This is a genomic window from Brevundimonas sp. UBA2416, assembly GCF_002343105.1.
In the GTDB taxonomy this organism is placed as follows: Bacteria; Pseudomonadota; Alphaproteobacteria; order Caulobacterales; family Caulobacteraceae; genus Brevundimonas.
In genome coordinates this window covers 222,580-247,293 of record NZ_DDRM01000019.1, presented here as the reverse complement: position 1 = coordinate 247,293, position 24,714 = coordinate 222,580, and the positions used below count along the sequence as shown (strand labels likewise).

Here is a 24,714-nt window from a genome sequence, read left to right as displayed (position 1 = left end):
GCGCTCGCGCTCGGCCTTCATCTGACGGGCCATGGCGTTGGTGATGTCGGCCGGCGGGGTCAGGTCCTTGATCTCGATGCGGTTGACCTTCACGCCCCACGGCTCGGTCGCGGCGTCGATCACGGTCAGCAGCCGGGAGTTGATCGAGTCGCGCTGGAACAGCACCTCGTCCAGTTCCATCGAACCGACCACGGTCCGCAGATTGGTCGAGCACAGCTGGGTGATGGCGTAGGGCAGGTTCTCGATGCGGTAGGCGGCGGCCGAGGCCTCCATCACCTGGATGAAGACGATGGCGTCGACCTTCACCATGGCGTTGTCCTTGGTGATGACCTCTTGCTGCGGAACATCAAGAACTTGTTCCATCATGTTCATGCGTCGGCCGATCCGCTCGACGAACGGCGTCAGGATGCTGATCCCGGGGCTGAGGGTGCGGGTGTATTTGCCGAACCGCTCGACGGTCATCTCGCGCCCTTGGGGCACGATCTTGACCACGCTGAACAGCAGCACGAAGGCCAGTACGACCAGCGCAACGGTGAAGAGGAATGAGGTGTCCATGAAATCTCCCTGTCCAGTACAGGTTAGCACCCTGCAGACGGCGCGCCACTGAAACCGGACACGCCAGGGATGACATCCGCGTAATCGCGATCCATCAACGTGGGCCGACGGCCATCCGGATGACCCGCAGCGTCTCGGACCAGTCAATGAGAGCCTCGACCTGATCCAGCGCCACGAACCGCGCCTCGATGGCGTCGTCGCCCGCCACGGGCTCGCCGGCGAGCCAGCGCGCGGCGTAGTCGATCAGCACATAGTGGCGGCCGGCTTCGGGAAACAGGCCGTCGACCACGTCGATCAACCCCGTGATCTCGGCCTCGACCCCCGTCTCCTCGCGCAGTTCCCGAAGGGCCGCGTCGACCGCCCGCTCGCCGGGTTCGATTCGCCCGCCCGGCAGGCTCCAGTCGCCCTGGCGCGGGGGCGTACCGCGCCGGATCAACAGCACGTCGTCACCGCGCAGACAGACGACGCCGACGCAGGGCACGGGTGAGGGCAGGGAGGCGTTCATACTCCGACCCTGACACGGCCCTTTCGCCGCGCCCACGACTTTGAGACAAGGGCTCCATGACCGCCCCATCTCCCGCCGCCCTCGTCGCCCTGAAATCCGCCCTCGGTGACGGCGGCTGGACCGACGATCCGGCCGAGATCGCGCCCTGGCTGACAGAGTGGCGCAATCGCTGGCATGGCCACTCGCCGCTGATGCTGACGCCACGTTCGACCGCCCAGGTCGCCGCCGCGGTCCGCGTCTGCGCCGAACACCGCATCGCCATCGTGCCCCAGGGCGGCGACACCGGCCTCGTCGGCGGCCAGATTCCCTATGGCGAGGTCCTGCTCTCGACCCGCAAGCTGCGCGCCGTGCGGGACGTCACCCCGCTGGACGACGCCATGACCGTCGAGGCCGGGATCACCCTGCTGGAAGCGCAACAGGCCGCCGCCGCTGCCGACCGTCTGTTCCCGCTCAGCCTCGCCGCCGAGGGCAGCGCCACCATCGGCGGGGTCATCTCGACCAACGCCGGCGGCACCGCCGTGCTCCGCTACGGCATGATGCGCGACCTGGTGCTGGGCATCGAGGCGGTCATGCCGGACGGCGAGGTCTTCAACGGCCTCAAACGCCTGCGCAAGGACAACACCGGCTATGACCTGAAACAGCTGCTGATCGGGGCCGAGGGCACGCTCGGCGTGGTCACGGCGGCGACCCTGAAACTGTTCCCCGTCATGCGCAGTCGCGCCACCGCCATGGTCGGGCTGGACGCGCCCGCCGCCGCCATCGAACTGCTGGCCCGCGCCAAGGCCGAGACCGGCGGCGGGGTCGAGGCCTTCGAGCTGATGAAGCGGATCGGCATGAGCTTCGTCCTCGCCCACGTGCCCGACACGCGCGAGCCGCTGGACAGCACCCCGCCCTGGTACGTCCTGATCGAACTGGTCTCGGGCGAGCCCGGCGCCGCCGACGCGGCCATGGAGCGGCTGCTGACCCATGCCTTCGAGACCGGCCTGATCAATGACGCCGCCATCGCCCAGAACGACGCCCAGCGCGCCGCCTTCTGGAAGGTGCGCGAGGAACAGTCCGGTGCCCAGAAGCCGGAGGGCGGCGGCTGGAAGCACGACGTCTCCGTGCCCCTGTCTCGCATCGCCGACTTCCTCGAGGAGGCCACCGCCGCCGTCGAACGCTTCCACCCCGGCGCCCGGGTCAGCGCCTTCGGCCACGTCGGCGACGGCAATCTCCACTATGACGTCCTGTGCCCGCCCGGTGGCGACCTGAAGGCCTTCCTCGCCCGCTGGCAGGAAGGCTCGCAGATCGTCCACGACATCGTCGCCCGCTACGACGGCTCTATCTCCGCCGAACATGGCCTCGGCCGGCTGAAGACCGACGAAGCCCGGCGCTACAAGTCACCGCTGGAAATCCGCACCATGCAGGCGGTGAGGGCGGCCATCGACCCGCACCGGATCATGAACCCGGCGGTGCTGTTCTAGCGGACGAGGGCCGCCAGCGCGTGCTCGCTGATCAGGGTGTCTGCGATGCCGTGCGGGTTGCGAACGTCATAGTTCTCGGTTGTCACCACCACCACGGCCTGCAGGGCCGGGATCACCACGACCTTGTTTCCACCCGTACCAGCCATGGCCCAGGCCGGATAGCTCACGCCCTTCACGGCGTAGGACGGAAGCCAGGTCAAATAACCATAGTCGCCGCGCCCGTCGCCGACCGAGGCATGGGGCGTGGTCATCGCCGTCACAAAGGCCTGCGGCAGGACCTGACGGCCGTGCCAGCGACCGCCGTCCAGCATCAGCTGGCCCAGCTTGAGCAGATCCCGACTGCGCAGACCCAGGCCGCCACCGCCCTGGGCCAGACCGGTCGGCGAGAACTGCCATTCCTCGCCCGAAATGCCGAGTGGGGTGAAAAGCGCCTCACTGGCAAAGGTCGGCAGGGGTTTGCCCGTCGCCGACTGGACGACGGCCCCCAGGGTTGTCACCCCGGTCGTGCAATAGCTGAATGACCGGCCATAGGGAGAGTCCTCCGGCCGGGGGACCCATGCGGGGAAGCCGCGGATCGGCAGGTCGAAGGCGAATTTCACCCAGTCCTCGATCAGATACATCCGCTCTTCGTTGCCACGCGAGAACTGGTTCTGATCGTCACATTCGAGCAGGGAGCTCATCGACAGCAGGTCCTCGACCGTGATCTGTGCCTTGCGTGGGTCCGGATTCTCGAACGGCCCATAGCCGGCGATGAACGGCATGACCGGGGCGTCGACACCACGGATCGATCCCTCCGCGATGGCCGCCCCTATCAGCATGGCGGTCACGGTCTTGGTGGTCGAACGGGTATTGCGCCGGCCCTCTGCCCCGGCCTCATCGAAATAGGTCTCATGGATGACATGGCCGCCCTGGGCGACAAGAACGCTGGTGATCTTGTGGAACTCGCCGGCCCGTACCGCCGTGTCCATCCGGGCGAAGGCGACGGCGGTCTCCGTGCTCCCGGCCGGGACGACAATCGGCCAGTCATTCGTCTGTTGCGCCCGGACGGGCCAAGCGACGATCAGGGACAGGCAGGCGGTGAGGACGAGACTACGCATGAGACACTCCGGTTTCACGGGTTCCATGACGCAATCAGGGCCCCACTGTCTTGAACCGGTGAAACATTCTCAGGCCAGCGCCGCCGCGCTGGTCATCGGACTGACGCCGTAGATGCGGCCGTGCTCGCGGGTCATATGGCTCTGATCCGCATAGCCAGCCGCGTGCGCCGCCTCGATCGGGCGCAGCCCCTGGGCCAGGGCCGCCATGGCGATGTCGGCCCTGCGACGACGAATCGCGTCGCCCGGGCTGATGCCGAAACGCTGTCGATAGGTGCGCGCGAGATGCACCGGGTGCACGCCGACCGCCGCCGCGATGCCGCGCACCTCGAGCCCCTGATCGCAAGCGAGGTCGGCGATCATGTCTCTGGCGCTTTCGAGCCAGTCCGGCGGAGCCCCCGGTCGCGCCGGCCGGGGCCGCGAGGCGGCCGCGAGCATGGCCAGGGCCCGGTCTTCCAGCGCCAGTTCGTCGCCGGGTTCGAAGCGGATACAGCCGCCGAACAGTCGCCGCACCGCCGCCGTCGAAACCGCGTCGTCCAGCAGGACGGGCAGGTCTCCACCAATCTCCGAGGACACCGGGGTCGAGACGGACAGGAAGCGTCCGCCTGCCTCATCGAAACAGTCCTGATGGGTCGTGCCCGGCGGATTGTAGATCAGCTCTCCGGCCCTGACCGGGCCCCCGCGGCCGTGCCGGCCGGCCAGACTGCGGTAGCCCTCGTCGAGCGGCAGGATGAAATGCGCCTCGTCATGGGCATGCTCGACCACGGCTTCGGGCGGCAGGGTGGCGATGCGCAGCTCGACGCAGAAGCCGCCGCCCGAGACGGACTTCCGCAGCGCTCCGAGAAAATCGCCGCGCGCCAGGCGCCTGTGCGTCATCGTCAAGACTCCCCGGCCGACGGGCCCGGGTCCAGTTAGCAACAATCGGCGGCACCCGTCATCCGGGAGAGCGCTCCAACATTCATCCCGATCCAGCCTCCGGACCGCCCGTCTTGCCCCTGCGGCCTGATCGTCCTACCCCTCCGGCTCGATTCAACACCGCCGGAGACCCGACATGACCCTCGCCCTGCTGTTCCCCGGACAAGGCAGCCAGTCGGTCGGCATGGGTGCGGCGCTCGCCGACGCCTTCGCCTCCGCCCGCGAGGTCTATGCCGAGATCGACGAGGCGCTGGGCCAGAAGCTGTCGGTGCTGATGCGCGAGGGCCCTGAGGACCAACTGACCCTGACCGAGAACGCCCAGCCGGCCCTGATGGCCGTTTCGCTGGCCGCCGCCCGCGTGCTCAAGGTCGAGTTCGGCGTCGATGTCAGCCGCGCCGGCTTCGTCGCCGGGCATTCGCTGGGCGAATATTCGGCCCTGTGCGCCGCCGGTTCGATCACCCTGGCCGACACCGCCCGCCTGCTGAAGCTGCGCGGTCAGGCCATGCAGCGCGCCGTGCCCGTGGGCCGCGGCGCCATGGCCTCCCTGATCGGGCCTAATACCGACCTGGCCCTGGCCGAGGCCGCCGCCGCGGCGGGTTCCGAGGTCGGCGTCTGCGTCGTCGCCAATGACAACAACGCCGGCAACATCGTCATCTCGGGCGACAAGGCCGCCGTCGACCGAGCCATCGAAAAGGCCAAGGAACTGGGCGCCCGCGCCATTCCCCTGAACGTCTCGGCGCCCTTCCACTGCCCGCTGATGCAGCCCGCCGCCGACGAAATGGCCACGGCCCTGGCCTCCGCGACCATCGTCGCGCCTTCGGTCGCCGTCGTCGCCAATGTCACCGCCCGCCCCGAGCGCGACCCCGAAGTCCTGCGCCGCCTGCTGGTCGAACAGGTCACCGGCCGCGTCCGCTGGCGCGAGAGCATGGAATGGATGGCCGGGGAGGGCGGGGTCACCCGCTTTGCCGAGATCGGCTCCGGCAAGGTGCTGGCCGGCATGGCCAAGCGTATCGCGCCGGACGCGGAAAGCCTGTCCCTGAACACGCCGGAAGATCTGGAAGCGTTCGCGAAGAGTTTTTGACTTCCCTTCTCCCCTTGCGGGAGAAGGTGTCAGGCGCAGCCTGACGGATGAGGGGTCGCACCGGCGGAACCGGCGCGGCGTCTCCAACTTCAACTTGAGAGGTCCGCGCGACCCCTCATCCGGCCCTCCGGGCCACCTTCTCCCGCAAGGGGAGAAGGAAGAGGAGACACAGATGTTCAATCTCACCGGCAAGACCGCCCTCGTGACCGGCGCGACCGGCGGCATCGGCGGGGCCATCGCACGCGCGCTGCACGCCCAGGGCGCAACCGTGGTCCTCTCCGGCACCCGCGAAGCGGTATTGCAGGACCTGGCTAAGGAGCTGGGCGAGCGCGCCTTCGCTGCCGCGGCCAACCTGTCGGACGCTGCGTCGGTCGACGGCCTGCTGGCCCGGGCCGAGGAAGCCGCCGGCGCCCCGCTCGACATCCTCGTCGCCAACGCCGGCATCACGAAGGACGGCCTGCTGATGCGAATGAAGGACGAGGATTTCCAGGACGTGATCCGGGTTAATCTCGAGAGCTATTTCCGCCTCTCGCGCGCGGCCATGAAGGGAATGATGAAGCGCCGTTCGGGCCGGATCATCGGCATCACCTCCGTGGTCGGCGTCACCGGCAACCCCGGCCAGACCAACTACGCCGCCTCAAAGGCCGGCATGATCGGCTTCTCCAAGTCGCTGGCCCAGGAAGTCGGCTCGCGCGGCATCACGGTGAACTGCATCGCTCCGGGCTTCATCGCCTCGCCGATGACGGACGTCCTGAACGACCAGCAGCGCGAGACCATCCTGAAGAACATCCCCGCCGGCCGCCTCGGCACGGGCGACGAGATCGCCGCCGCCGCCGTCTATCTGTCCTCCGACGAAGCCGCCTATGTCACGGGGCAGACCCTTCACGTGAACGGCGGCATGGCGATGATCTGATGAAAACCCTCCGCATCCTCGCCACCATCCTGAGCGGCCCGATGCTGCTGATCGGCATCATCTGGGTCCTGCAGGGGCTCAACATCCTGCCGGGCAGCTTCATGACCGGCCAGATCATCTGGGCGATCTACGGCGCGCCCCTGGCCCTGGCGGGCGGCGGGCTGGTCTGGTGGGTCAACCGGGGCGTTCAAACCCGGTAACGGGCTATTTCCTGCCCGCGCCGCCGTGCTAAACCCTGAACAGCCGGTTGGCCTGAGTCTGCGTTCAAGGCTTGCGTCGCCGTCGCCGCCGTCATACGGCAGCAATCAAGACAACAGCCGCCGTGGCGGCCCTGAAAGCAGAGACACCCATGTCCGACACCCTGGAACGCGTCCGCAAGATCGTCATCGACCACCTGGACGCCGATCCGGAAAAGGTCGTTGAAAAGGCCAGCTTCATCGACGACCTGGGCGCTGACTCGCTCGACAACGTCGAACTGGTCATGGCCTTCGAGGAAGAATTCGACATCGAAATCCCGGACGACGCCGCCGAACACATCCAGACGGTCGGCGACGCCGTGAAGTTCATCGACGAGAAGCTGGCCGGCTGATCGCCGCCCTTTTCGAACGGCTTTGATGGCCGCCGTGGCGCGCCCCTAGCGGGGCCGCCCGGCGGCCATTACTGTTTGTGGTCAGGATTCTGTAACGAGGAGCGCACATGCGCCGTGTCGTCGTCACCGGCCTCGGTCTGCTCACCCCGCTCGGCTGGGGCGTGGAGCATAACTGGAAGGGCATCCTCGAGGGCCGCTCGGGCATCGGCCCGATCACCAATTTCGACACCGAAGGCTATGGCTGCACCATTGCGGGCGAGATTCCGTCGGTCGACGGTCGCGGCGGCGGCGCACCCGGCCAGCCGGGCGTCTTCGACCACGAAAAGGTCATGTCGCCCAAGGACCGCAAGCGGGTCGACGACTTCATCGTCTACGCCATCGCCGCCGCCGATGAAGCCCTGGCCGACGCCGGCTGGAAGCCCGAGACCGAGGAGCAGCGCGAGCGCACCGGCGTCATGGTCGGCTCCGGCATCGGCGGCCTCGGCCCCATCGCCGACACGGCCATCATTCTCAAGGAACAGGGTCCGCGCCGGGTCAGCCCCTTCTTCATCCCGTCGGCCCTGATCAACCTGACCAGCGGCCAGATCTCGATCCGCCACGGTCTCAAGGGGCCGAATCACTCGGTCGTCACCGCCTGCGCCACGGGCGCCCACGCCATCGGCGACGCGGCCCGGATGATCATGCTGGACGACGCCGACGTCATGGTCGCGGGCGGGGCGGAAAGCTCCATCGTCCCCATCGGCATCGCCGGCTTCCTCGCCTGCAAGGCCCTCTGCACCGCCTACAATGATGCGCCCGAAAAGGCTTCGCGGCCGTGGGACAAGGACCATTCCGGCTTCGTCATGGGCGAGGGCGCGGGCATTGTGGTGCTGGAGGAGTACGAGCACGCGAAAGCCCGCGGCGCGACCATCTACGCCGAGGTCGCCGGCTACGGGATGAGCGGCGACGCCTATCACATCACCGCCCCGGCCGAGGACGGCGACGGCGGCTATCGCGCCATGCAGATGGCGGTAAAGCGCGCCGGCATCACCCCCGCGGACATCGACTACGTCAACGCCCACGGCACCTCGACCATGGCCGACTGGATCGAGGCCGGGGCCATCGAGAAACTCATGGGAGATCACGCCCCCAACGTCGCGCTGTCCTCGACCAAGTCGATGACCGGCCACCTGCTGGGCGCGGCCGGGGCCATCGAGGCGATCTTCTGCATCCTGGCCATCCGCGACCAGATCGCGCCTCCGACCATCAATCTCGACAATCCCGAGCGTGACACCGCCCTGAATCTGGTACGCGGCAAGGGCCAGCCGATAGAGATCGACGTGGCCATGTCCAACTCGTTCGGGTTCGGCGGCACCAACGCCTCGGTCATCTTCCGGAAGGTCGGCTGATGTCGGTGGAGCGGCGCTCCGGCCGCAAGACCGCGTTTCTGGCCGCCACGGCGACCTTCAGCACCTTCCTGATCATCGCCCTCATCGCCGCCTGGAGCGTCTTCTACGCCCCGGGCCCCGCGGCCCGCGAGGGCGAATCGACCGTCGTCAGCCTGCCCAGCGGCGCGGGCGTCAGCGCCATCGCCGCCACCCTGAAGTCCGCCGGGGTGATCCGCTCGACCGACATGTTCAAGGCCGCCGCCACCCTGACCGGCGCCGACCGCAAGCTGCGCGCCGGCGAATATGAGGTGCCCAGCAAGGCCTCGCTCCGCTCCGTCCTCGTCCTGCTGGTCGAGGGCCGGGTGGTCCGCCACTACGTCACCCTGCCCGAAGGCTGGTCCTCGGCCCAGGCGGTGGAAATCCTCAACAACCAGACCATTCTGACCGGGACGATCGACGCTGTTCCGGAAGAGGCCAGCCTGTGGCCCGACACCTATGAGATCAGCCGCGGCGAGACCCGCGCCTCGGTCATCGCCCGCATGCGTCGCGCCCGCGACGAGAACCTCGCCCGCCTGTGGGCCGCGCGCGGCTCCGCCACCGTGGTCCGAACGCCCGAGGAAGCCATGATCCTCGCCTCCATCGTGGAGAAGGAGACGGGCGTGGCCCACGAACGCCCCCGTGTCGCCGCCGTCTTCACCAACCGCCTGCGCGCCGGCATGCGGCTGGAGAGCGACCCGACCATCGAGTACGGCCTTACCCGCGGCGTACCCCTTCGCCGGGGGCTGCGTCGGTCCGAACTCGACCGGCCCAATCCGTGGAACACCTATCAGATCGACGGCCTGCCACCGACGGCCATCTCCAATCCGGGCCGGGACGCCGTCGCCGCCGTGCTCAATCCGCCTTCCACTGCGGACATCTTCTTCGTCGCCGACGGCTCGGGCGGCCACGCCTTCGCCCGGACCTATGAAGAGCATCTCGCCAATGTCGCTCGCTGGCGCGAGATCGAGCGCCGCCGCGCCGGCCCGCCGCCCGCCGCGCCGGAGCCGGCTCCCGCCGCACCCGATGCGGCCGCGCCTGCCTCCGACGGCGTGCCGCCCGGCGTGACTGTGTCCCCTGGCGCCCGGGTGATCGCCATTCCTGCTCCGGCTCCCGCCGGATGAGCGCCATCTCGGGCATGACGGGCTTCGGCCGGGCCGACGGCGCCCATGGCGACTGGACCTGGTCGGTCGAGGCCCGTTCGGTCAACGGCCGCAATCTGGAAGTCCGCTTCCGCGGCCCGCCCGGTTTCGACGGCCTCGAGCGCCATGCCAAGACCGCCGCCCAGGCCCGCCTCAATCGCGGTCAGGTGACGCTGGGAGTCCAGGCCAAGCGTGCTGACCCCGGCGCCGCCTCGCTGAAGGTCAATCAGGACATCCTCGCCCGCTACCTGGCGCTTGCCAACCAGCTGGCGGAGGAGGGTGCCACGCCGCCCTCGGCCGACGGCCTGCTGTCCCTGCGCGGCGTCCTCGAAGCCCCGGAAGAAATCGACGACCCCGAGGCACGCGCTGCCGTCGAAGCCGCCATGGCCGCATCGATCGATCAGGCGTTCGACGCCCTCAAGGTCTCGCGCGACCGGGAGGGCTCGCAGCTCCTGCCCGTCGTCACCGACTTCATCGTCCGCATCGCCGCCCTCGTCGCCCAGGCGGAGACCGAAGCCGCCGCCCAGACCGACGCCATCCGCGAGCGTTTCACCCGCCGGATGACCGAACTGGCCCCCGATGCGCCGGGTCTTGAGGACCGCATCTTCCTCGAGGCCGCCTCGCTGGCCACAAAGGCCGACGTCCGCGAGGAGCTGGACCGGCTCGCCGCCCACGTCGCCTCGGCCCGCGAACTGTTGCGGCAACCCCCCGCCGGCCGGAAACTCGACTTCCTGATGCAGGAATTCATGAGGGAGGCGAACACCCTCTGCTCGAAATCGGCTACGACCGCGCTCACCGGAATCGGCCTGGAGCTCAAGGCCGTGATCGAACAGCTGCGCGAACAGGTCCAGAATGTTGAATGAACGCCATCCCCGCCGCGGCGTCCTGCTGATCGTCGCCAGCCCCTCGGGGGCCGGCAAGACCAGCCTGTGCCGCCGCCTGATGGCCGACCATGGCGGGCTGGAACTGTCGATCTCCATGACCACCCGCGGCATCCGCCCCGGCGAGGTCGCCGACCGCGACTATCATTTCGTCGATGACGCCGAGTTCCAGCGCCTGATCGACGCCGACGCCTTCCTCGAATGGGCCGACGTCCACGGCGCCCGCTACGGCAGCCCGCGCGCGCCCATCGACCGCGCCCTGTCAGAGGGCCGCGACGTCCTTTTCGACATCGACTGGCAAGGCGCCCGCGACATCGCCGCAAAATGCCCTGAGGACGCCGTCCGCGTCTTCATCCTGCCGCCCAGTCTCGAGGAACTGCGCCGCCGTCTGGTCACCCGCTCCCAGGACGCCGACGAGGTCATCGAACGCCGCATCCAGAACGCCAAGGGCGAGATCGAGCACTGCGGCCAGTTCGACTACGTCTTCGTCAATGACGACTTCGACCGCAGCTACGCCGAACTGGCCCACATCTATCACGCCGAGCGTTCCAGGCGTTTCCGCAATATCTGGATCGAGGCCTACAAGGACGCCCTGCTGAACGAGGCGGTCTGACGCCGCCCGCCTGCCCGGAGGCAGGCGGGGCCTGGATCAGGCCTTGTCGATCGCCGCGGCGATCTGCGCCGGGGTATGCCCGGTCAGGTCCTTGGAAATTTCACCGACCAGCCGCGCCGCCGTCTCCTTGTGCCAGCCCTTGCGCAGCTGACCCATGGTCTTGGGCGCGGCAATGACCAGCAGGTGTTCGACCTTGTGGTCCAGCACCAGCTTGTTCAGCACGTGGGCCACGCCGAGCGCAAAGCCGTCCTCGGCCTGGGTGTCGTTGTCGGGATTGGCCCCGCTGGAGATGCGGCCCGCGGCGCCCGAGGCGCGCTCGGCGATCTCCGGCGCAGGCCGGGGGGTGAGCTCGACGGACTGATGCCCGGTGTTGTGGAACAGCGCCAGTTTCTCGCCATCGACCACGGCCACGAGCGTGCCTGCGGAAAGTATCATCTGGTGGTCTCCGATTGTCTGGGGCTTGGCTAACGCCTCGCGTTCGGCGCGGTTGCCGGGCGCGTGACAGGGCCGAACCCTCTGTGAAGCCTCGCACCTTGGGCCGCCCGAACCGTCCGGGCCTTGATTGAAAGCAATGCCGGCCCGATTCAGCGCAGGCGCCGGGCGGTCTGGAAGGCTTTCAGCCGCGTTTGCGCCGCATCATCGTCGCCCCGCCACTGTCGGGCGCGGTCGGCTGCACGTCACCCGTCACGGCCCGCGCCAGCCGCAGGAAGCCGGCCAGGTCGATGACTTCGGCCCGATCCTCGGGACTCAGCCCGGCCGCCTCGCACAGTTCGGCCCCGCCCAGCGGCTTAAGACTGGATCGCAGCATCTTGCGCCGCTGGCCGAAGGCTGCGGCCGTCACCCGCTCCAGCGCCGCCAGCAGCGCCCGTTCCGGCCGGTCCTCGCGCGGGACCAGATGCACGACTGCACTGGCCACCTTGGGCGGCGGCGTAAAGGCGGCGGCGGGCAGATGCATCACCAGTTTCGCCTCGCACACCGCCTGGGCGATCACCGCCAACCGGCCATAGGCGTCGTCCCCGGGCGCGGCCACGATCCGCTCGGCCACCTCCTTCTGAAACATCAGGGTCAGGGCATGGGGCGTCCACGGCCCGGTAAGCCATTTGATCAGCAGCGGCGTGCCGACATTGTAGGGCAGGTTGGAGACCACATGGGCAGGGCCTTCGACCAGTTCAGCCTCGCGCACACCCAGCGCATCCGCCTCGACCACGGTCAGCCTGCCCGAGCCGTCGTCCAGTTCGGCCAGCAGGGGCAGGAAGCGAGGGTCCTTCTCGACCAGAACGACCTTGCCCGCGTCGCTTTCCAGCAGCGCCCGCGTCAGTCCGCCGGGGCCGGGGCCGACCTCGATCACCGCCCGCCCGTCGAACGGTCCGGCCAGGCGCACGATCTTTCGCGTGACGTTCAGGTCGAGCAGGAAGTGCTGGCCGAAGCTCTTCTTCGCCAGCAGGCCGTGGGCGTCGAGCGTTTCGCGGAGGGAGGGGAGGTCGGTGGGGTTCACCTGCGTGTCATAGCCGGGAGAAGTGGTTAGTGGTTAGTGGTTAGTGATTGCGGCCTCGTCGTCAGCGGAAGGGCGGCGCGGACCGCGCCATCGCCCCGGCGTCGGCCAGCCACTAACCACTAACCACTAATCACTTGCTCGCCCTCGCAACCGCCATCACCCCTGCCAGACGGATCGCCGCGATCAGGCTGTCGGCCCGGGCGACGCCCTTTCCGGCGATGTCGAAGCCCGTGCCGTGGTCAGGCGAGGTGCGGATCACAGGCAGGCCTAGGGTCGTGTTGACCCCTCCCCAGAAGTCCAGCGTCTTGACCGGGATCAGGGCCTGATCGTGGTACAGGCATAACACCGCGTCATAGGTCGTGCGGGCCTCGTCGTGGAACAGGGTGTCGGCGGGCCGGGGATCGGTGATGGCGATTCCCTCTGCGCGCAGGGCCGCGGCGGCGGGGATCAGCACCGCGATCTCCTCCAGCCCGATCGAGCCGCTCTCGCCGGCGTGCGGATTGAGGGCCGCCAGCGCCAGCCGGGGCGCGGGGATGCCGAAGTCGCGCTTCATCGCCTCATGGACGACGCGGGCGGTGCGGCAGACACGGTCGGCCGTGACCAGCTCCGGCACCTCGGCCAGAGGGGCGTGGATGGTCACCAGACAGGCCCGCAGGTCTCTGGCCGTCAGCATCATCACCGGCCCGCGAGTCCCGGCGAAGGGGACGTCAGCCGTCAGTTCGGCGATGAACTCGGTGTGTCCCGGAAAGCGAAAGCCGGCCGCGTAGAGCGGCGCCTTGGCGATGGGGGCGGTGACGATGCCCGAGGCTTCGCCGGAGAGCGCCAGGTTGACGGCCTGTTCGATCCAGTTGGCGACGGCGCCCGCATTGGCGGTTTCGGGACGGCCGGGTGTAACGGGCCCCGGCAAGCGATTGTTGAGTACGGGAATGGCTCGACCGAAGACGGCGGAGGCGTCGGCAAGCGCGAGCACGGATTCGACCGGCTGCCCCTGCAATCTCAGCAGGGCGGCGTCCCCAATCACGGCGAAGACCGGGCCCTCGCCCTTGAGCGCGGCCCAGGCCCTGGAGATGACCTCCGGCCCCACGCCCGCCGGTTCGCCCATGGACAGGGCCAGCGGCGCGGGGACGGCGGTCATCACTTCATCTCGATGAGGGCGTCCTCGCGCAGGTCGCGCATATAGCGGCGGCCGAGAGTGGCGAGGTTCTGGCGGAACAGGGTGTTCTCGACTTCCTGCGGATTGGGCGCTTCGGTGCCGCCGACCCGCCGACCGCAGACGCCCAGCAAGTGAACGCCCAGCGGGGTGCGCACGGGCGTGCTCACCGAGCCGATTTCCGCGGATCGGGCGACCTGCTGGAACTGCGGGGCCAGGTTCAGCACATCGGCCTCGCCCAGATCGGCGCCGAGCAGGCCCTGCTCGGACGTCGCGCGAGCCAGCATGGTGTCGCAGGTCAGCTGCGGACGCAGGGTTTCCAGCCGCTGGGTCGCCGCGGCCACGTCCGCGTCGGTGGCCGTTTCCGGCAGTTCGATCATCACCTGTTTGATCTGCACCAGACTGGCCGAGGCGCCGTCCCGCTTGTCGCGCATGTAGACGATATAGACCCCGCCATCGACGGGGATCGGTCGTGACAGTTGCCCAACCTGAAGCTGGTCCAGCGCCTGCTGCAACGCCGGTTGCATGGTGCCTTCAACGACCCAGCCCGCGTCGCCGCCGCGCGTTGCGGACGGCGCGGCCGAGAACTGCTGGGCCACGGCCTGGAAGGGCGCGCCCTGGACCATCTGCTGCACCAGCTGGTTGGCGCCGTTCAGCGCCGCCTGCTGGCCGCCGACGCGGGCGGACTCAATGTAGATTTCGCCGATCAGATACTGCTTCTTGGCGGCGGCCTCAGAGACCTGACGCAACGCCGCGGCCACGGCGGCGCGGCTGACGCGGGCGCGGCTCTGGAACCGGCCGCCGACCAGCTGCGACCAGCCGATCTGGGTCCGAAGCTGCTCGCGCAGGGTGCTCGGCCGGATGCCCCCCTGGGCGAGGAAGTCGATGTAGGCTTGGGGCGCGGCGCCCACTTCCTGGGCCATGGCGGCGATTTCGGCCGATACCTCTTCGTCGCTGACGACCAGATCCTCGTATTTGGCCAGTTCCTGCACCTGAAGTCGCTCATCAATCAGGGCGTTCAGGGCCTGTTGCTGGATGGCCGGAATGTTCTCGGGCGTCGGCTGGACCTGGGTCATGGCGATCAGCAGCAGCATGCGCTGGCGCAGGTCGAACCCGGTGATGACGCTGTCGTTGACCGTGGCCAGGATGCCATCCGACATCTGGAAGGCCGGGGCGGCCGGCGGCGCGACCGGAGCCGACTCAGCCGCCGGATTCAGATTGCCGGCGGCGGCCGGCTGCGCCGGAGGCGCGGTCTGGGCCATGGCCGAACCGGCCAGGAGGGCGGCGATCGCCACGCCCGTCATGTAACGCTGCAAACCCATGTCAGTCCTGGTTCCTCAAGCGGCGCTGGTCCGGTTTTCGTCCCGGATTTGCGAACCGCGCACCCCCGGGCCGCGCGGCCGTCAGCGCCCGTCGCTGCGTCAATACCCTGTACCGCCGAAAGTGGCGAGGTTTAGGCGCACATAGACGCCTTCGGACGGTCCTGTCGGGCGTACGCGCGTGTTGTCGCGCCGATAGCCGATCTCGAATCGGAAACAGTCGTCGTCGAAAAGCAGGCCGACTTCGGACCGGGTGATGATGTCCCGCTCCAGATCCGCGATGCCCGAGGCCGCTATGCCCCAGTTGCCGTAGACGAACTGTTGTCCCGACAGCTGGACGAACGCGTAGTTTCGGTTCAGCGGCCCGGCGAGCGGGTTCGAGCGGTCGATGATGTAGCTGACGGTCGCGAGATTGCGCCGGCCCCAGCGGCCGTCCACCGCTGTTTCCGCCCGGCGAATTTCACCCGAGGCGTCGATGGTGGCGTGGCCCCAGCCGCGAATCCGGTCGGACGGCGAGAAGCTGCCCTGCACGACCCAGTCGGACGTCTGCGAGGCCAGGCCGGTTGGATCGTAGAGCTGGGTTGGCAAATCCGGGACCGGCGTCAGGAAGGCAGGCTCCTCCTCGGCGCGGTAGCTGCGGCCGATGAACAGGCTGGCCTGCCGGCCCTCGTTCCAGCGCAGTGTCGCCCGGGCGCCAATCGTCAGACGGGGACCGCCCTCATAAAGATCATAGCCGGGGAATCGGTCGGTCCGGAACAAGGAGCTCTCGTCCAGTTCCAGCGTCTGGCTGTCCTCAATCGGAATTCGCGGATCGAGGTCCGAACTGGTCGAGGCCGACAGCTGCGCCATCGGCTCCAGGATCAGATCGGCGCCGGGGCCGACGCTGCGGAACAGCGGATAGCTGATGTCGAGGCCGGCCGTGGCGCGGCCGCGGGAAATGGCCTCATCCTCCAGCCCCAGCATCGGGGGCAGGTCGCCGACGGAATAGAGGTCGGCGCGCACGTCAACGAACGGCTCCCAACGCACGCCGAGGGGTGAAATCAGGGTCCGTCGCCATTCGACCTGACCCGAGACCCGGCGGCTGTCGACGCCCGGCAGGCCGAGGGTCGCTCCCGTCGGGATGATCTGGGGGCGCAAGACCGGGCCGCCGACGTAGTCGTCGCGATACAGCGACACAGCCGATCCTCGCAGCCGCAGGCGGCCTCCGAGAACCGGCCCGGCCGGTTCCCAACGCGCCTCGACCAGGGGCGCGACCACGGGCAGGGCGCCGTCCGCTTCGAACTCGTTCAGTGCCGGCGTAACCGGATCGAACCGGGTGACCCGCAGGCTCTGCAGGTCAAAGGCGGTAACCGAGAGATAGGACCGGGCGGTTTGCCGCTCGGCGTACAACTGGCTGATCAGCCGCCGCTGGTCGCCGTAGTAGAGGCCGTTGTCCTGATAGGGATCGCGGATGTCATAGCGGTCGAACAGGGTCTTGTCCGACACCCGTTCGATCGTGAAGCCCCAGCGCCAGGGCCCGTCGGGATCGAACCGGCCATGACCCAGGAAATAGCTGCGGCTGGTGCGGTCGCCGTATTTGACGTTGCTCTCGGCGTCGCCGTCGCCATCGAGGTCAAAGTCGCCGAAGCTGCGCTCGTAGGTATAGCCGCCGCGCGCGACGACCGTCCCGTCGGCGAACCGGCGACGCCATTGGAGGTTCAGCAGCGGCGCGACATCGGTGTTGAACTGCGGGCTGATCAACCAGTCTTCGGACGGTGACACCACGCGAAGATAGGGAATTTCAAGGCTCAGACCCCGCCCTTCATCGTAGCTGGGAATGGGCACCAGAAAGCCGGACGCCCGGTCGACGGTCGGATCGGGATGGGCGAAGAACGGCAGGTAGAAGACCGGCACACCGCCGACCCGGAACACGGCATTGCGATACAGGACGGCACGGAGGTCCTCGTCCTGAACGACCTTCTCCGCCTGGATGGCGATGCTGGGTTCCCTGGGATTTCCTTCGGCGTCGCAGATCGCGCAGGGTGTGAAACGGGCGTAGTTCAGCTCGTTGACGTTCTCGCTGCGGCGTACCGCCGTCGCGGCCATCAGGTTCGCGCCATTGCGGAAGCGGGTGGCGAAATCGACCGCCACGCCGGCCTTCAGATCCGAGTCGAGTTCAAGGTGGCTCGCGAAGACGACGTTCCCCTCGGGGTCGGTGAATTCGACCCGCCGGTCGGCTGTCGCGATGCCGAGACCGAGGTCATAGCTGACGGCGCCGGCTCTGAGCGTCGCGCCCCGGAAGCGGGCCAGCACGCGATCGGCTCCCGCGGCTTCGGCGGATATGACGTCGCCGGTCCGCGCCGCGGACTCAGCCTCGATATAGACCGCGCCAGGGGGTAGTCCGTCGGCGGCCGGTCCGACCGGCGCGGGCGTCTGTTGCGCCTGGGCGGCTCCAGCCAGAGAGGTCAGCGCGATTGCAGCCGCACCGGCCAGAAGCCGGTAGCGCAAGGCTCCCAAATCGGGCGCGCGGCGGTCACGCTGCATACAAGAGTTCACTCTGGTGGACGGACGGTCCGGCAAGCCGGGGGAAGGGCGGATCGCTTAGCCGTCTTCGGTATAGAACAGCAAGGTGAAGGCGGCGAGCGCCGTCAGCAAGGGCGGCAGCCAGGCCGCCAGCCAGGGCGGGATCACCTCCGCCGAGCCGAAGGCGGACGCCGCCTGATTGACGAAGAAGAAGCCGAACCCCAGCACCACCGCCGCCACGCTCATCCGGGCAAGATCGCCCAGCCGCATCAGCCGCAGCGAGAAGGCCGCGGCCAGAATCGACATGGCGGCGAACATCAGCGGGGTGGCCAACAACTGCTGCAGCCGGAGACGGTATGCGGTCGATGAGAAGCCCGCGGCCTCGACCCGGTCGATCTGGGCCGGCAGCGACCAGAAGGAGGTCGCCTGGGGACGTGCGAACCGTTCAAACGCCTCTTCGTCGGCCAGGCTGGAAGGCAGGTCGAGAGTGGCGTAGCGCACGGCGCGTTGGCCGATCTCCGCCCCGACCGCATTCACCAACCTCCAGCTACCGTTGGACAGGGACGCCGTGTCGGCGTCGATCCGCTCGGAGAACGTCCGCATACCCTCGGCGTCGTTGGTGTAGATGAAGAAGGTCACGTCCAGCAGCCGCGCGCTCGACCGGTCCTGACGCTCGGCCCTGATGACCATCTGGCGGGTATCATCGCCCTCGCGGATCCACACCGTCGGGCTGGCCTCGGCCCCGGCGGCGGAGCCCGACAGGCGCGCGCGCTCTCGCTGGAAGAGACCGTCCGCAGACGCCGCCAGGGGACCGAGTGCGGCGACCGTGACCACGCCGAAGATCAGGGCTGCGCCCGCCGCCGGCAGGACGAACCGCCAGGCCGAAACGCCCGCCGCCCGCATGGCGATCAACTCGCTGCGGCGGTTCAGGCCCACGAACGCCGCCAGGGTCCCGAACAGGAAGACGAAGGGCAGCAGCTGGATGATCACCTGCGGCGACTTGAGCAGCATCAGGCCGAGAATGCGTACGCCGGACAGATCGACGTCGGAGCCGACGCCCCGGGAAATTTCCACGAAGTCGATCAGCATGATCAGGGCGGCGATGACGCCGAGGGCGATGCCCAGCGACCGGGCCTGCTGGACCAGCACATAGCGTTCGATTCGGCCGAGTCTCAGCCATGGCACGGGCAGGGCGGCGCGGCTCATCATGCGAACCGCGCCTTCAGCCGCTCATAGGCGGGCCAGACCGGACGCCGGCGGGGCTTCAGCGCCTGGAACAGCATCCTCAGGGCGATGACGGTCGCCACGATCGGCAGCAGATACTGGAATATGTTCAGCCACCCGTTCCAGGCGCTGGCCGAGACCACGCCATAGCCGGCGATACGGACAACCAGGAACGCGCCTGCGACCTTGGCGATTCGCATGCTGTAGCCGGTCCGGCTGAACGGCCCGCCGAGGATCGCCGTCAACGCCATGGCCATGGCCATGAGCGCATACAGCGGCGCCGACAGTCGCGAATGCCCCTCGGCCATCAACTCGCCAGCCGTACCGACCCGCTCCAGGTCGCCGGGCGAGGGATTGAACAACTGCGTCAGGTAGAGGTCCGACGGCTTGTAGCGAACCCGCTCCGTCACCTCGGTGTACTGGGTCAGCAGGACGTCCTGACGGTCGAAGGACAGATACTCCAGCACCCCGCGTGAGGAATATCGCTGCCACGATCCGTTGATCAGGGACAGCCGAGGCTGGCCGTCGACCGTGCTGAACCGCGCCTCGGCGGCGTCCCACGTCGTGACCCTGTCTCCCTCCTCGAGATAGACAAACAGGTTCTTGAGCAGGCCGTTCTGCTCGATCTGCTGGACATAGACCGTCAAACCGTTCGGTCCCTCGACGAACTGACCCTCCTCGACCAGCAGGGCGGCCAGGTCGGTGCGGACGGCGAAGGCCTCGGCCCGGGACTGCCGCTGCGCCCATGGCTGGCCCACGGTCGTGATGATCAGGGTCAGCACGGCCGCGATGGCCGCGATCCTCACGGCCGGGCGAATGGCCGACCAGCGGGTGACGCCCGAGGCGAAGACCGCCGTCAGCTCCTGTTCGCGCTGCAGCCGCGTCAGGGCGATCAGGGCGCCCACGAAAAGTCCGATGGGAATGATGACGGCCAGCAACTGCGGCACGGCCAGCAGGGTCAGCTTGACCATGACCCAGACGCTCTGGCCGCGCTCGACGATGACTTCGAGCTGGTCGAGGCTCTGGCTCAGGATGCCGATTCCGGCCAGCGCGGCGCACGCGCCCACGACGGGGCGGGCGATCTGCCGGAAAAGATAGCCTTGAATCAGGGTCATATGAGGCGGGAAATCACCCGTTGCGGGCGGCGGCGAGCGGGAGCATCTAATACACACCCGAACGCGCCGGTGAAACCGCGCGCGCTCATCCCATCGACACAGAGCCGGGGCGTATGGCCCGGCGGGAGCAGTAAATGAAGATCGAGTTCGTCGCGTCCGCGGGCGCCGCTGAGGTTCTGGCCGTTCTGGTCCATGAAGGTCGGGTCCTCTCCGGCATGGGCCCCCAGCTCGACACGGCCACCTCCGGCGCCCTGATGAAGGCGATGAACGCCGGCCGCTTCACCGGCGGCTCGAACAGCACCTTGATCGTCGCCGCCCCGGCCGGAGTCGACGCTGCGACCATCCTGCTCAGCGGCGCGGGCGATCCCGCCAAATTCGACGATCTGGCGCTCGAGGCCGCCGCCGGCGCCGCCTATCACGCGGTCAAGCTGTCGGGCGCGACGGCCCTGACCCTCGACGCCTCGCACCTGACCGCCGACCAGGCCGCCCGTGCGGCCTTCGCGGCCCGTCTCGCGAGCTACCGCTTCCTCAAATACCGCACCACGCTGAAGCCGGAGAAGACGCCGTCGATTGAGACCATCAGGGTCGTCGCCGCCGATCCAAAGGCCGCCGAAGCCGCCTGGGCGACCCATGCCGCGGTCGCTACCGCGGTCGAGTTCGCCCGCGATCTCGTCGCCGAGCCGGCCAACGTCCTCTACCCGGAAGCCTATGCGACGCGCGTGAAAGCGCTTGAGAAGCTGGGCCTTGAGGTTGAGGTCCTCGGCGAGAAGGAGCTCGAGAAGCTCGGCTTCCGCACCCTGCTGGCCGTCGGTCAGGGCAGCGTGCGCGACAGCCAGGTCGTCATCATGAAGTGGAACGGCGGCAAGAAGGGCGAACAGCCCATCGCCTTCGTCGGCAAGGGCGTGACCTTCGACACCGGCGGCATCTCGATCAAGCCGGCGGACGGCATGGAAGAGATGAAGTGGGACATGGGCGGCTCGGCCGCCGTGGTCGGCCTGATGCACGCGCTGGCCGGTCGCAAGGCGAAGGTCAATGCGATCGGCGTCATCGGCCTCGTCGAGAACATGCCCGATGGAAACGCCCAGCGTCCCGGCGACGTTGTCATGTCGCTGTCCGGCCAGTCGGTCGAAATCCTGAACACCGACGCCGAAGGCCGCCTAGTTCTGGCCGACTGCCTCTGGTACACGCAGGACCGTTTCAAGCCGAAATTCATGCTCGACCTGGCCACCCTGACGGGCGCCATGATCGTGGCTCTGGGGCTGGAATACGCCGGGGTGTTTTCCAACTCCGACGAACTGGCGAACAACTTCCTGGCCGCGGGTCCCAAGGTCGGCGAGAACGCCTGGCGGATGCCGATCCCGGCCTTCTATGAGCGCCACATCGACACCCCGATCGCCGATGTGAAGAACACCGGCAACGGCCGCGCCGGCGGCTCGATCACCGCCGCCCTGTTCCTGCAGCGCTTCACCAATGGCGTCCCCTGGGCCCACATCGACATCGCCCCGACCGCATGGGTCAAGGACAGCCGAAACCCGACCGTCCCGGACGGCGCCGTCGGCTGGGGCGTGCGCACGCTCGACCGGATGGTGGCTGACAGCTACGAGTCGTAAGTCTCTGAAAAGGTAGAACCGGGTGTCTGACGCCAAACCGGAAATCTGGTTCTACCACCTCGAGCGGTCGACCCTGGAACAGGTGCTGCCCGGCCTGATGGAGAAGACGCGCGAGCGGGGTTGGCGGGCGCTGATCCGCGCCGCCGACGCCCGCCTGCTCGACGATATCGACGAGCGGCTCTGGACGTATCGTGACGACAGCTTTCTGGCTCATGGCCGGGCGTCGGGGCCCGACGCGGCGCGGCAGCCCATACTGCTGACCGAATCGCACGAGAACCCGAACGCCGCTCAGGCGCTGTTCATCGTGGACGGCTCAGAGTTGGGCGACACGAAAGGCTTCGAACGATGCTTCATCATCTTCGACGGACGCGACGAGGCGGCGCTGAGCGGCGCGCGGGTTCGATGGAAGACGCTCAGGGACGCGGGCGCGACGCTGGCCTACTGGAAACAGTCTCCGGAAGGACGCTGGGAAAAGGCGGCCTGATCGCCTTGCTGGCGCTGGCCGCCTGCGCGGCGCCGGCTTCCGAGGCCCTGGCGCCCCGCACCATCGAGGAAGCCCAGATCAACCAGCCGACCGGCTCGCGCCCGTCGAACCCCACGGCCGACATGTGCCGCGCGGGCGAACTTCAATGGCTGGTCGGGAAACCCAGGACCGACATCCCCGTTCCCGTTGATGTGGTGAACCGGCGGGTCACCTGCACGACATGCCCGGTCACCGAGGACTATTCGCCGACCCGCCTGAACATCTTCTTCAACGAGCAGACCGAAGTCGTCGAACAGGTCCGCTGCGGTTGAGCCCCTCCCAGGAGACGAGCCGATGAAATTTCAGGCCTTCACCCTCGCCGCCACGGCCCTGCTGGTCCTATCATGCGCACCCGTGGACGCCGGCGACCCGGCGCCGATGCCGCCCGAAGACGGTCCGACCCAGTGCAAGGCGGACCAGTATGAGCGCTACGTCGGCCGCAACCGCTCGGAACTGCCGGCGCGCCCGTCGGGTGAGGTGTGGCGCGTGACCTGCACCACCTGCCCGGTGACCATGGACTACAGCCCCAATCGCCTGAACATCCTGTTCGAGGAGTCCACCGGCGTGATCCGCGAGGTCAAATGCGGATGAGGGTGGTCATCGCCGCCGCCGGCCTCGCGCTCGCGGCCTGCGCGCCTGTGGAAGTAACGCCGGACATGACCCCGATCCCGCAGCGCTGCGACGCAGCGGCCGCCCGCTCGCTGATCGGTGCGCACGTCGGCGCGGTGACCTTTCCCCAAGGCGCCAATGTCCGTGTCGTCTGCACAACCTGTCCTGCGACCAAGGACCTGCGGCCCGACCGTCTGAACGTGCGATTCAACGAGGCCACCGGGATCGTCGAGAGCGTGGACTGCGGCTGAAGCGGTCTTGGCGACCCCGCGCTTTCGCGCCAAGGTGACGGCGAGGGCAGGGGAGGCCCCGTTCATGCGCACCATCCTGATGGCCGGCGTCGCCCTGACTGTCTCGTTGATTGGTCCCGCTGCGGTCGCGGACGCCACAGCCGAGCGCGCGATGCTCGATCGGATCGAACGGCCCCAGGTCTGCGGTCCCGCTGTCTCGGCCAATGCCGGCACACCCGTGGCGGATATGGTCATGGTCGAGGGCTTCGGAACCGGCGGCTTCGCCATCGACACGGCCGTCCCCGAGGCCCAGGCCTGGTTCAACCACGGCGTCCGGCTGCGCTGGGCCTTCGAACACAAGGAATCGGTGCGGGCCTTCCGCAAGGCGCGCCTGCTCGACCCGACGTGCGGCATGTGCGCCTGGGGCGAGGCCTGGGCGCTCGGCCCCAATCTGAACGGCGGCGGCAATGACGACGCCAGCCAGGCCGCCGCTCTGACGGCCGCGCGCGAAGCCCGCCGGCTGGCGCGCCGCGCGACCCCCATGCAGCGCCAGATGATCGACGCCCTGGTCCAGCGCTATTCGGGCCTAAAGGGATCGCGGGACCGCCGCTTTGCTTCGGCCATGGACCGAATCGCCCGCCGTAATCCGTCGGACATCACCGTCGCGGCCATCACTGCCGACGCCTGGATGCTCAAGGCAGACGAATGGTGGGACGACGACGGCAAGGCCAAGGATCCGGGCATCACCCGCGCCATGGGAATCCTGGAACAGGCTCTGGCCATGGCGCCGGACGATCCGGGGGCCATCCACCTCTATATCCACCTGACCGAATGGTCGGACGATCCGCACAAGGCCATTCCCTACGGCGAACGGCTGGCGGCGCTGGCGCCGGGGGCCAGCCATCTGGTGCACATGCCCTCGCACACCTTCTATCGCGTCGGCCGCTACCGGGACGCCATGATGTCCAACGTCAACGCCGTGGCGCTGGACCTGAAGTATGACAGCCTTGCGCGGCCGCCCGGCGGGGTGCCCGGCATGGCCCTGCATGCCCACAACATCCATTTCGGCATGGGGGGCGCCCTGATGGCCGGCGGGGCCGAAGAAGGGCTGAAGCTCGCCGACTGGTTCCTGGCCACCTATCCGGACATCCCCGCCGACAACATGTGGCGGCAAGCCATGGCCAACAACGCCTACGCCCTCTTCGGCCGCTACGGTTCTACGGAACAGGTCGCGGGCCTAACCGAACCGCCCGAAACCCATCCCATGCTGCGGGTCAGCTGGCGGTTCGCCCGCGGTGAGGCGGCGGCGCGCGCCGGGAACGCCGCGGCGGTGCGGGCCGAGGCTGCAGCCATCGCCGCTATCCGCTCGCAGACCGGCTTCGCCGCCGGCGACAACGGCGAGATGCGCAACGAGTTCACAGAGGTCTCCCAGCGCGTGCTCGAAGGGCGCGCGGCGATGCTCGCGGGCGACGCCGATGCGGCCATCGCCGCCTTCGCCCGCGCCGCGGCAATCCAGGGACAGGGCGAGGAGGGCGGCGATCCGCCCATCATCTGGTATCCGACGCGGCGCAGTCTGGCCGCCGCCCTGCTGTTGAAAGGCGACGCCGCCGGCGCGCGGGCCAAGGTGCTTGAGCTGATCGAGGACTGGCCGAACGACCCCTACAGCTATTTCGTCCTCGCCGAGGCCGAAGCGGCCCTCGGTGACTCCGCCGCCGCCGCCGAGGCGCACCGCCGCTCGCGCATCGAGTGGATCGGCGGCGCCATGGAACTCAAACTGGCCTGA

26 protein-coding genes are annotated in these 24,714 nt (G+C 68.4%); 15 read left to right on the top strand and 11 right to left on the bottom strand.

Annotation, left to right across the window (positions count from 1 at the left end):
* Positions 1-555 (bottom strand): SPFH domain-containing protein (locus tag B3E43_RS07640; RefSeq protein WP_292028114.1); only part of this gene is annotated, 555 nt, incomplete at its 3' end.
* Between the two features lie 94 nt (positions 556-649).
* On the bottom strand, positions 650-1,060 hold the full coding sequence (locus B3E43_RS07635; protein ID WP_292028112.1) for an NUDIX hydrolase: 411 nt from the start codon (positions 1,058-1,060) through the stop codon (positions 650-652).
* A gap of 56 nt (positions 1,061-1,116) precedes the next feature.
* On the opposite strand from B3E43_RS07635, the gene B3E43_RS07630 reads away from it, so the two are divergent.
* Positions 1,117-2,523, top strand: coding sequence for an FAD-binding oxidoreductase (locus B3E43_RS07630; protein ID WP_292028110.1), 1,407 nt, complete (start codon positions 1,117-1,119; stop codon positions 2,521-2,523).
* Here the strand turns inward: B3E43_RS07630 and B3E43_RS07625 are convergent.
* Together B3E43_RS07625 and B3E43_RS07620 are read right to left on the bottom strand one after the other, a co-directional pair.
* Entirely contained in the window at positions 2,520-3,620 is a 1,101-nt protein-coding gene (locus B3E43_RS07625) for a serine hydrolase domain-containing protein (RefSeq protein ID WP_292028108.1), read from the bottom strand. The two genes, B3E43_RS07630 and B3E43_RS07625, sit on opposite strands and share 4 nt — an antisense overlap.
* A gap of 69 nt (positions 3,621-3,689) precedes the next feature.
* Complete coding sequence (locus B3E43_RS07620) at positions 3,690-4,493, bottom strand: helix-turn-helix transcriptional regulator (RefSeq protein WP_292028105.1); 804 nt, start codon at positions 4,491-4,493, stop codon at positions 3,690-3,692.
* A 175-nt stretch (positions 4,494-4,668) separates the two neighbouring features.
* Here B3E43_RS07620 and fabD point away from each other — a divergent pair, with 175 nt between their 5' ends.
* The 8 genes from fabD to gmk all read left to right on the top strand — a co-directional run bounded on the left by fabD (position 4,669) and on the right by gmk (position 11,154).
* Positions 4,669-5,613, top strand: a complete 945-nt coding sequence (gene fabD, locus B3E43_RS07615) for an ACP S-malonyltransferase (RefSeq protein ID WP_292028103.1) — start codon at positions 4,669-4,671, stop codon at positions 5,611-5,613.
* A 172-nt stretch (positions 5,614-5,785) separates the two neighbouring features.
* Entirely contained in the window at positions 5,786-6,526 is a 741-nt protein-coding gene (gene fabG / locus B3E43_RS07610) for a 3-oxoacyl-[acyl-carrier-protein] reductase (protein WP_292028102.1), read from the top strand.
* Positions 6,526-6,726, top strand: a complete 201-nt coding sequence (locus B3E43_RS07605) for a hypothetical protein (RefSeq protein WP_292028101.1) — start codon at positions 6,526-6,528, stop codon at positions 6,724-6,726. Before fabG ends, B3E43_RS07605 begins: the two co-directional genes overlap by 1 nt.
* 149 nt (positions 6,727-6,875) lie before the next feature.
* Complete coding sequence (locus tag B3E43_RS07600) at positions 6,876-7,115, top strand: acyl carrier protein (protein WP_055830235.1); 240 nt, start codon at positions 6,876-6,878, stop codon at positions 7,113-7,115.
* 107 nt (positions 7,116-7,222) lie between these two features.
* Positions 7,223-8,503, top strand: a complete 1,281-nt coding sequence (gene fabF, locus B3E43_RS07595; RefSeq protein WP_292028100.1) for a beta-ketoacyl-ACP synthase II — start codon at positions 7,223-7,225, stop codon at positions 8,501-8,503.
* Positions 8,503-9,642, top strand: a complete 1,140-nt coding sequence (mltG, locus tag B3E43_RS07590; RefSeq protein ID WP_292028099.1) for an endolytic transglycosylase MltG — start codon at positions 8,503-8,505, stop codon at positions 9,640-9,642. The genes fabF and mltG overlap by 1 nt, the downstream gene beginning before the upstream one ends.
* A complete protein-coding gene (locus B3E43_RS07585) occupies positions 9,639-10,523 on the top strand; it encodes a YicC/YloC family endoribonuclease (protein ID WP_292028098.1) in 885 nt (294 codons plus the stop codon). Before mltG ends, B3E43_RS07585 begins: the two co-directional genes overlap by 4 nt.
* Positions 10,513-11,154 carry a guanylate kinase gene (gene gmk, locus B3E43_RS07580; RefSeq protein WP_292028095.1) on the top strand — a complete coding sequence of 214 codons (642 nt, stop codon included), beginning with the start codon at positions 10,513-10,515 and terminating at the stop codon, positions 11,152-11,154. Before B3E43_RS07585 ends, gmk begins: the two co-directional genes overlap by 11 nt.
* A 36-nt stretch (positions 11,155-11,190) precedes the next feature.
* Here gmk and B3E43_RS07575 read toward each other — a convergent pair whose 3' ends face one another.
* The 7 genes from B3E43_RS07575 to B3E43_RS07545 form a co-directional block, all read right to left on the bottom strand.
* Complete coding sequence (locus tag B3E43_RS07575; protein WP_292028093.1) at positions 11,191-11,589, bottom strand: host attachment family protein; 399 nt, start codon at positions 11,587-11,589, stop codon at positions 11,191-11,193.
* Positions 11,590-11,770: 181 nt separating this feature from the next.
* Complete coding sequence (gene rsmA / locus B3E43_RS07570; protein ID WP_292028091.1) at positions 11,771-12,649, bottom strand: 16S rRNA (adenine(1518)-N(6)/adenine(1519)-N(6))-dimethyltransferase RsmA; 879 nt, start codon at positions 12,647-12,649, stop codon at positions 11,771-11,773.
* Positions 12,650-12,779: 130 nt separating this feature from the next.
* The gene (gene pdxA, locus B3E43_RS07565) at positions 12,780-13,784 is read right to left on the bottom strand and encodes a 4-hydroxythreonine-4-phosphate dehydrogenase PdxA (protein ID WP_292028089.1); all 1,005 of its coding nucleotides are present in this window, start codon (positions 13,782-13,784) and stop codon (positions 12,780-12,782) included.
* The gene (locus B3E43_RS07560) at positions 13,784-15,121 is read right to left on the bottom strand and encodes a peptidylprolyl isomerase (RefSeq protein WP_292028087.1); all 1,338 of its coding nucleotides are present in this window, start codon (positions 15,119-15,121) and stop codon (positions 13,784-13,786) included. Before B3E43_RS07560 ends, pdxA begins: the two co-directional genes overlap by 1 nt.
* Before the next feature lie 99 nt (positions 15,122-15,220).
* Positions 15,221-17,641 carry an LPS-assembly protein LptD gene (locus tag B3E43_RS07555; protein WP_292028085.1) on the bottom strand — a complete coding sequence of 807 codons (2,421 nt, stop codon included), beginning with the start codon at positions 17,639-17,641 and terminating at the stop codon, positions 15,221-15,223.
* 57 nt (positions 17,642-17,698) lie between these two features.
* Positions 17,699-18,829: an LPS export ABC transporter permease LptG gene (gene lptG / locus B3E43_RS07550; protein ID WP_292028083.1), complete on the bottom strand. Its 1,131-nt coding sequence runs from the start codon at positions 18,827-18,829 to the stop codon at positions 17,699-17,701.
* Positions 18,826-19,959, bottom strand: coding sequence for an LptF/LptG family permease (locus tag B3E43_RS07545; protein WP_292028081.1), 1,134 nt, complete (start codon positions 19,957-19,959; stop codon positions 18,826-18,828). Before B3E43_RS07545 ends, lptG begins: the two co-directional genes overlap by 4 nt.
* A gap of 134 nt (positions 19,960-20,093) precedes the next feature.
* Between B3E43_RS07545 and B3E43_RS07540 the strand changes: the two genes are divergently transcribed.
* The 6 genes from B3E43_RS07540 (at position 20,094) to B3E43_RS07515 (ending at position 24,714) form a co-directional block, all read left to right on the top strand.
* A complete protein-coding gene (locus tag B3E43_RS07540) occupies positions 20,094-21,569 on the top strand; it encodes a leucyl aminopeptidase (RefSeq protein WP_292028079.1) in 1,476 nt (491 codons plus the stop codon).
* Positions 21,570-21,591: 22 nt separating this feature from the next.
* The gene (locus B3E43_RS07535; protein WP_292028077.1) at positions 21,592-22,053 is read left to right on the top strand and encodes a DNA polymerase III subunit chi; all 462 of its coding nucleotides are present in this window, start codon (positions 21,592-21,594) and stop codon (positions 22,051-22,053) included.
* 5 nt (positions 22,054-22,058) lie between these two features.
* The gene (locus B3E43_RS07530) at positions 22,059-22,364 is read left to right on the top strand and encodes a hypothetical protein (RefSeq protein WP_292028075.1); all 306 of its coding nucleotides are present in this window, start codon (positions 22,059-22,061) and stop codon (positions 22,362-22,364) included.
* Positions 22,365-22,386: 22 nt separating this feature from the next.
* Positions 22,387-22,683, top strand: coding sequence for an I78 family peptidase inhibitor (locus B3E43_RS07525; RefSeq protein WP_292028074.1), 297 nt, complete (start codon positions 22,387-22,389; stop codon positions 22,681-22,683).
* Positions 22,684-22,685: 2 nt separating this feature from the next.
* A complete protein-coding gene (locus tag B3E43_RS07520; protein WP_292028072.1) occupies positions 22,686-22,952 on the top strand; it encodes a peptidase inhibitor I78 in 267 nt (88 codons plus the stop codon).
* Positions 22,953-23,016: 64 nt separating this feature from the next.
* Positions 23,017-24,714 carry a hypothetical protein gene (locus B3E43_RS07515; RefSeq protein ID WP_292028070.1) on the top strand — a complete coding sequence of 566 codons (1,698 nt, stop codon included), beginning with the start codon at positions 23,017-23,019 and terminating at the stop codon, positions 24,712-24,714.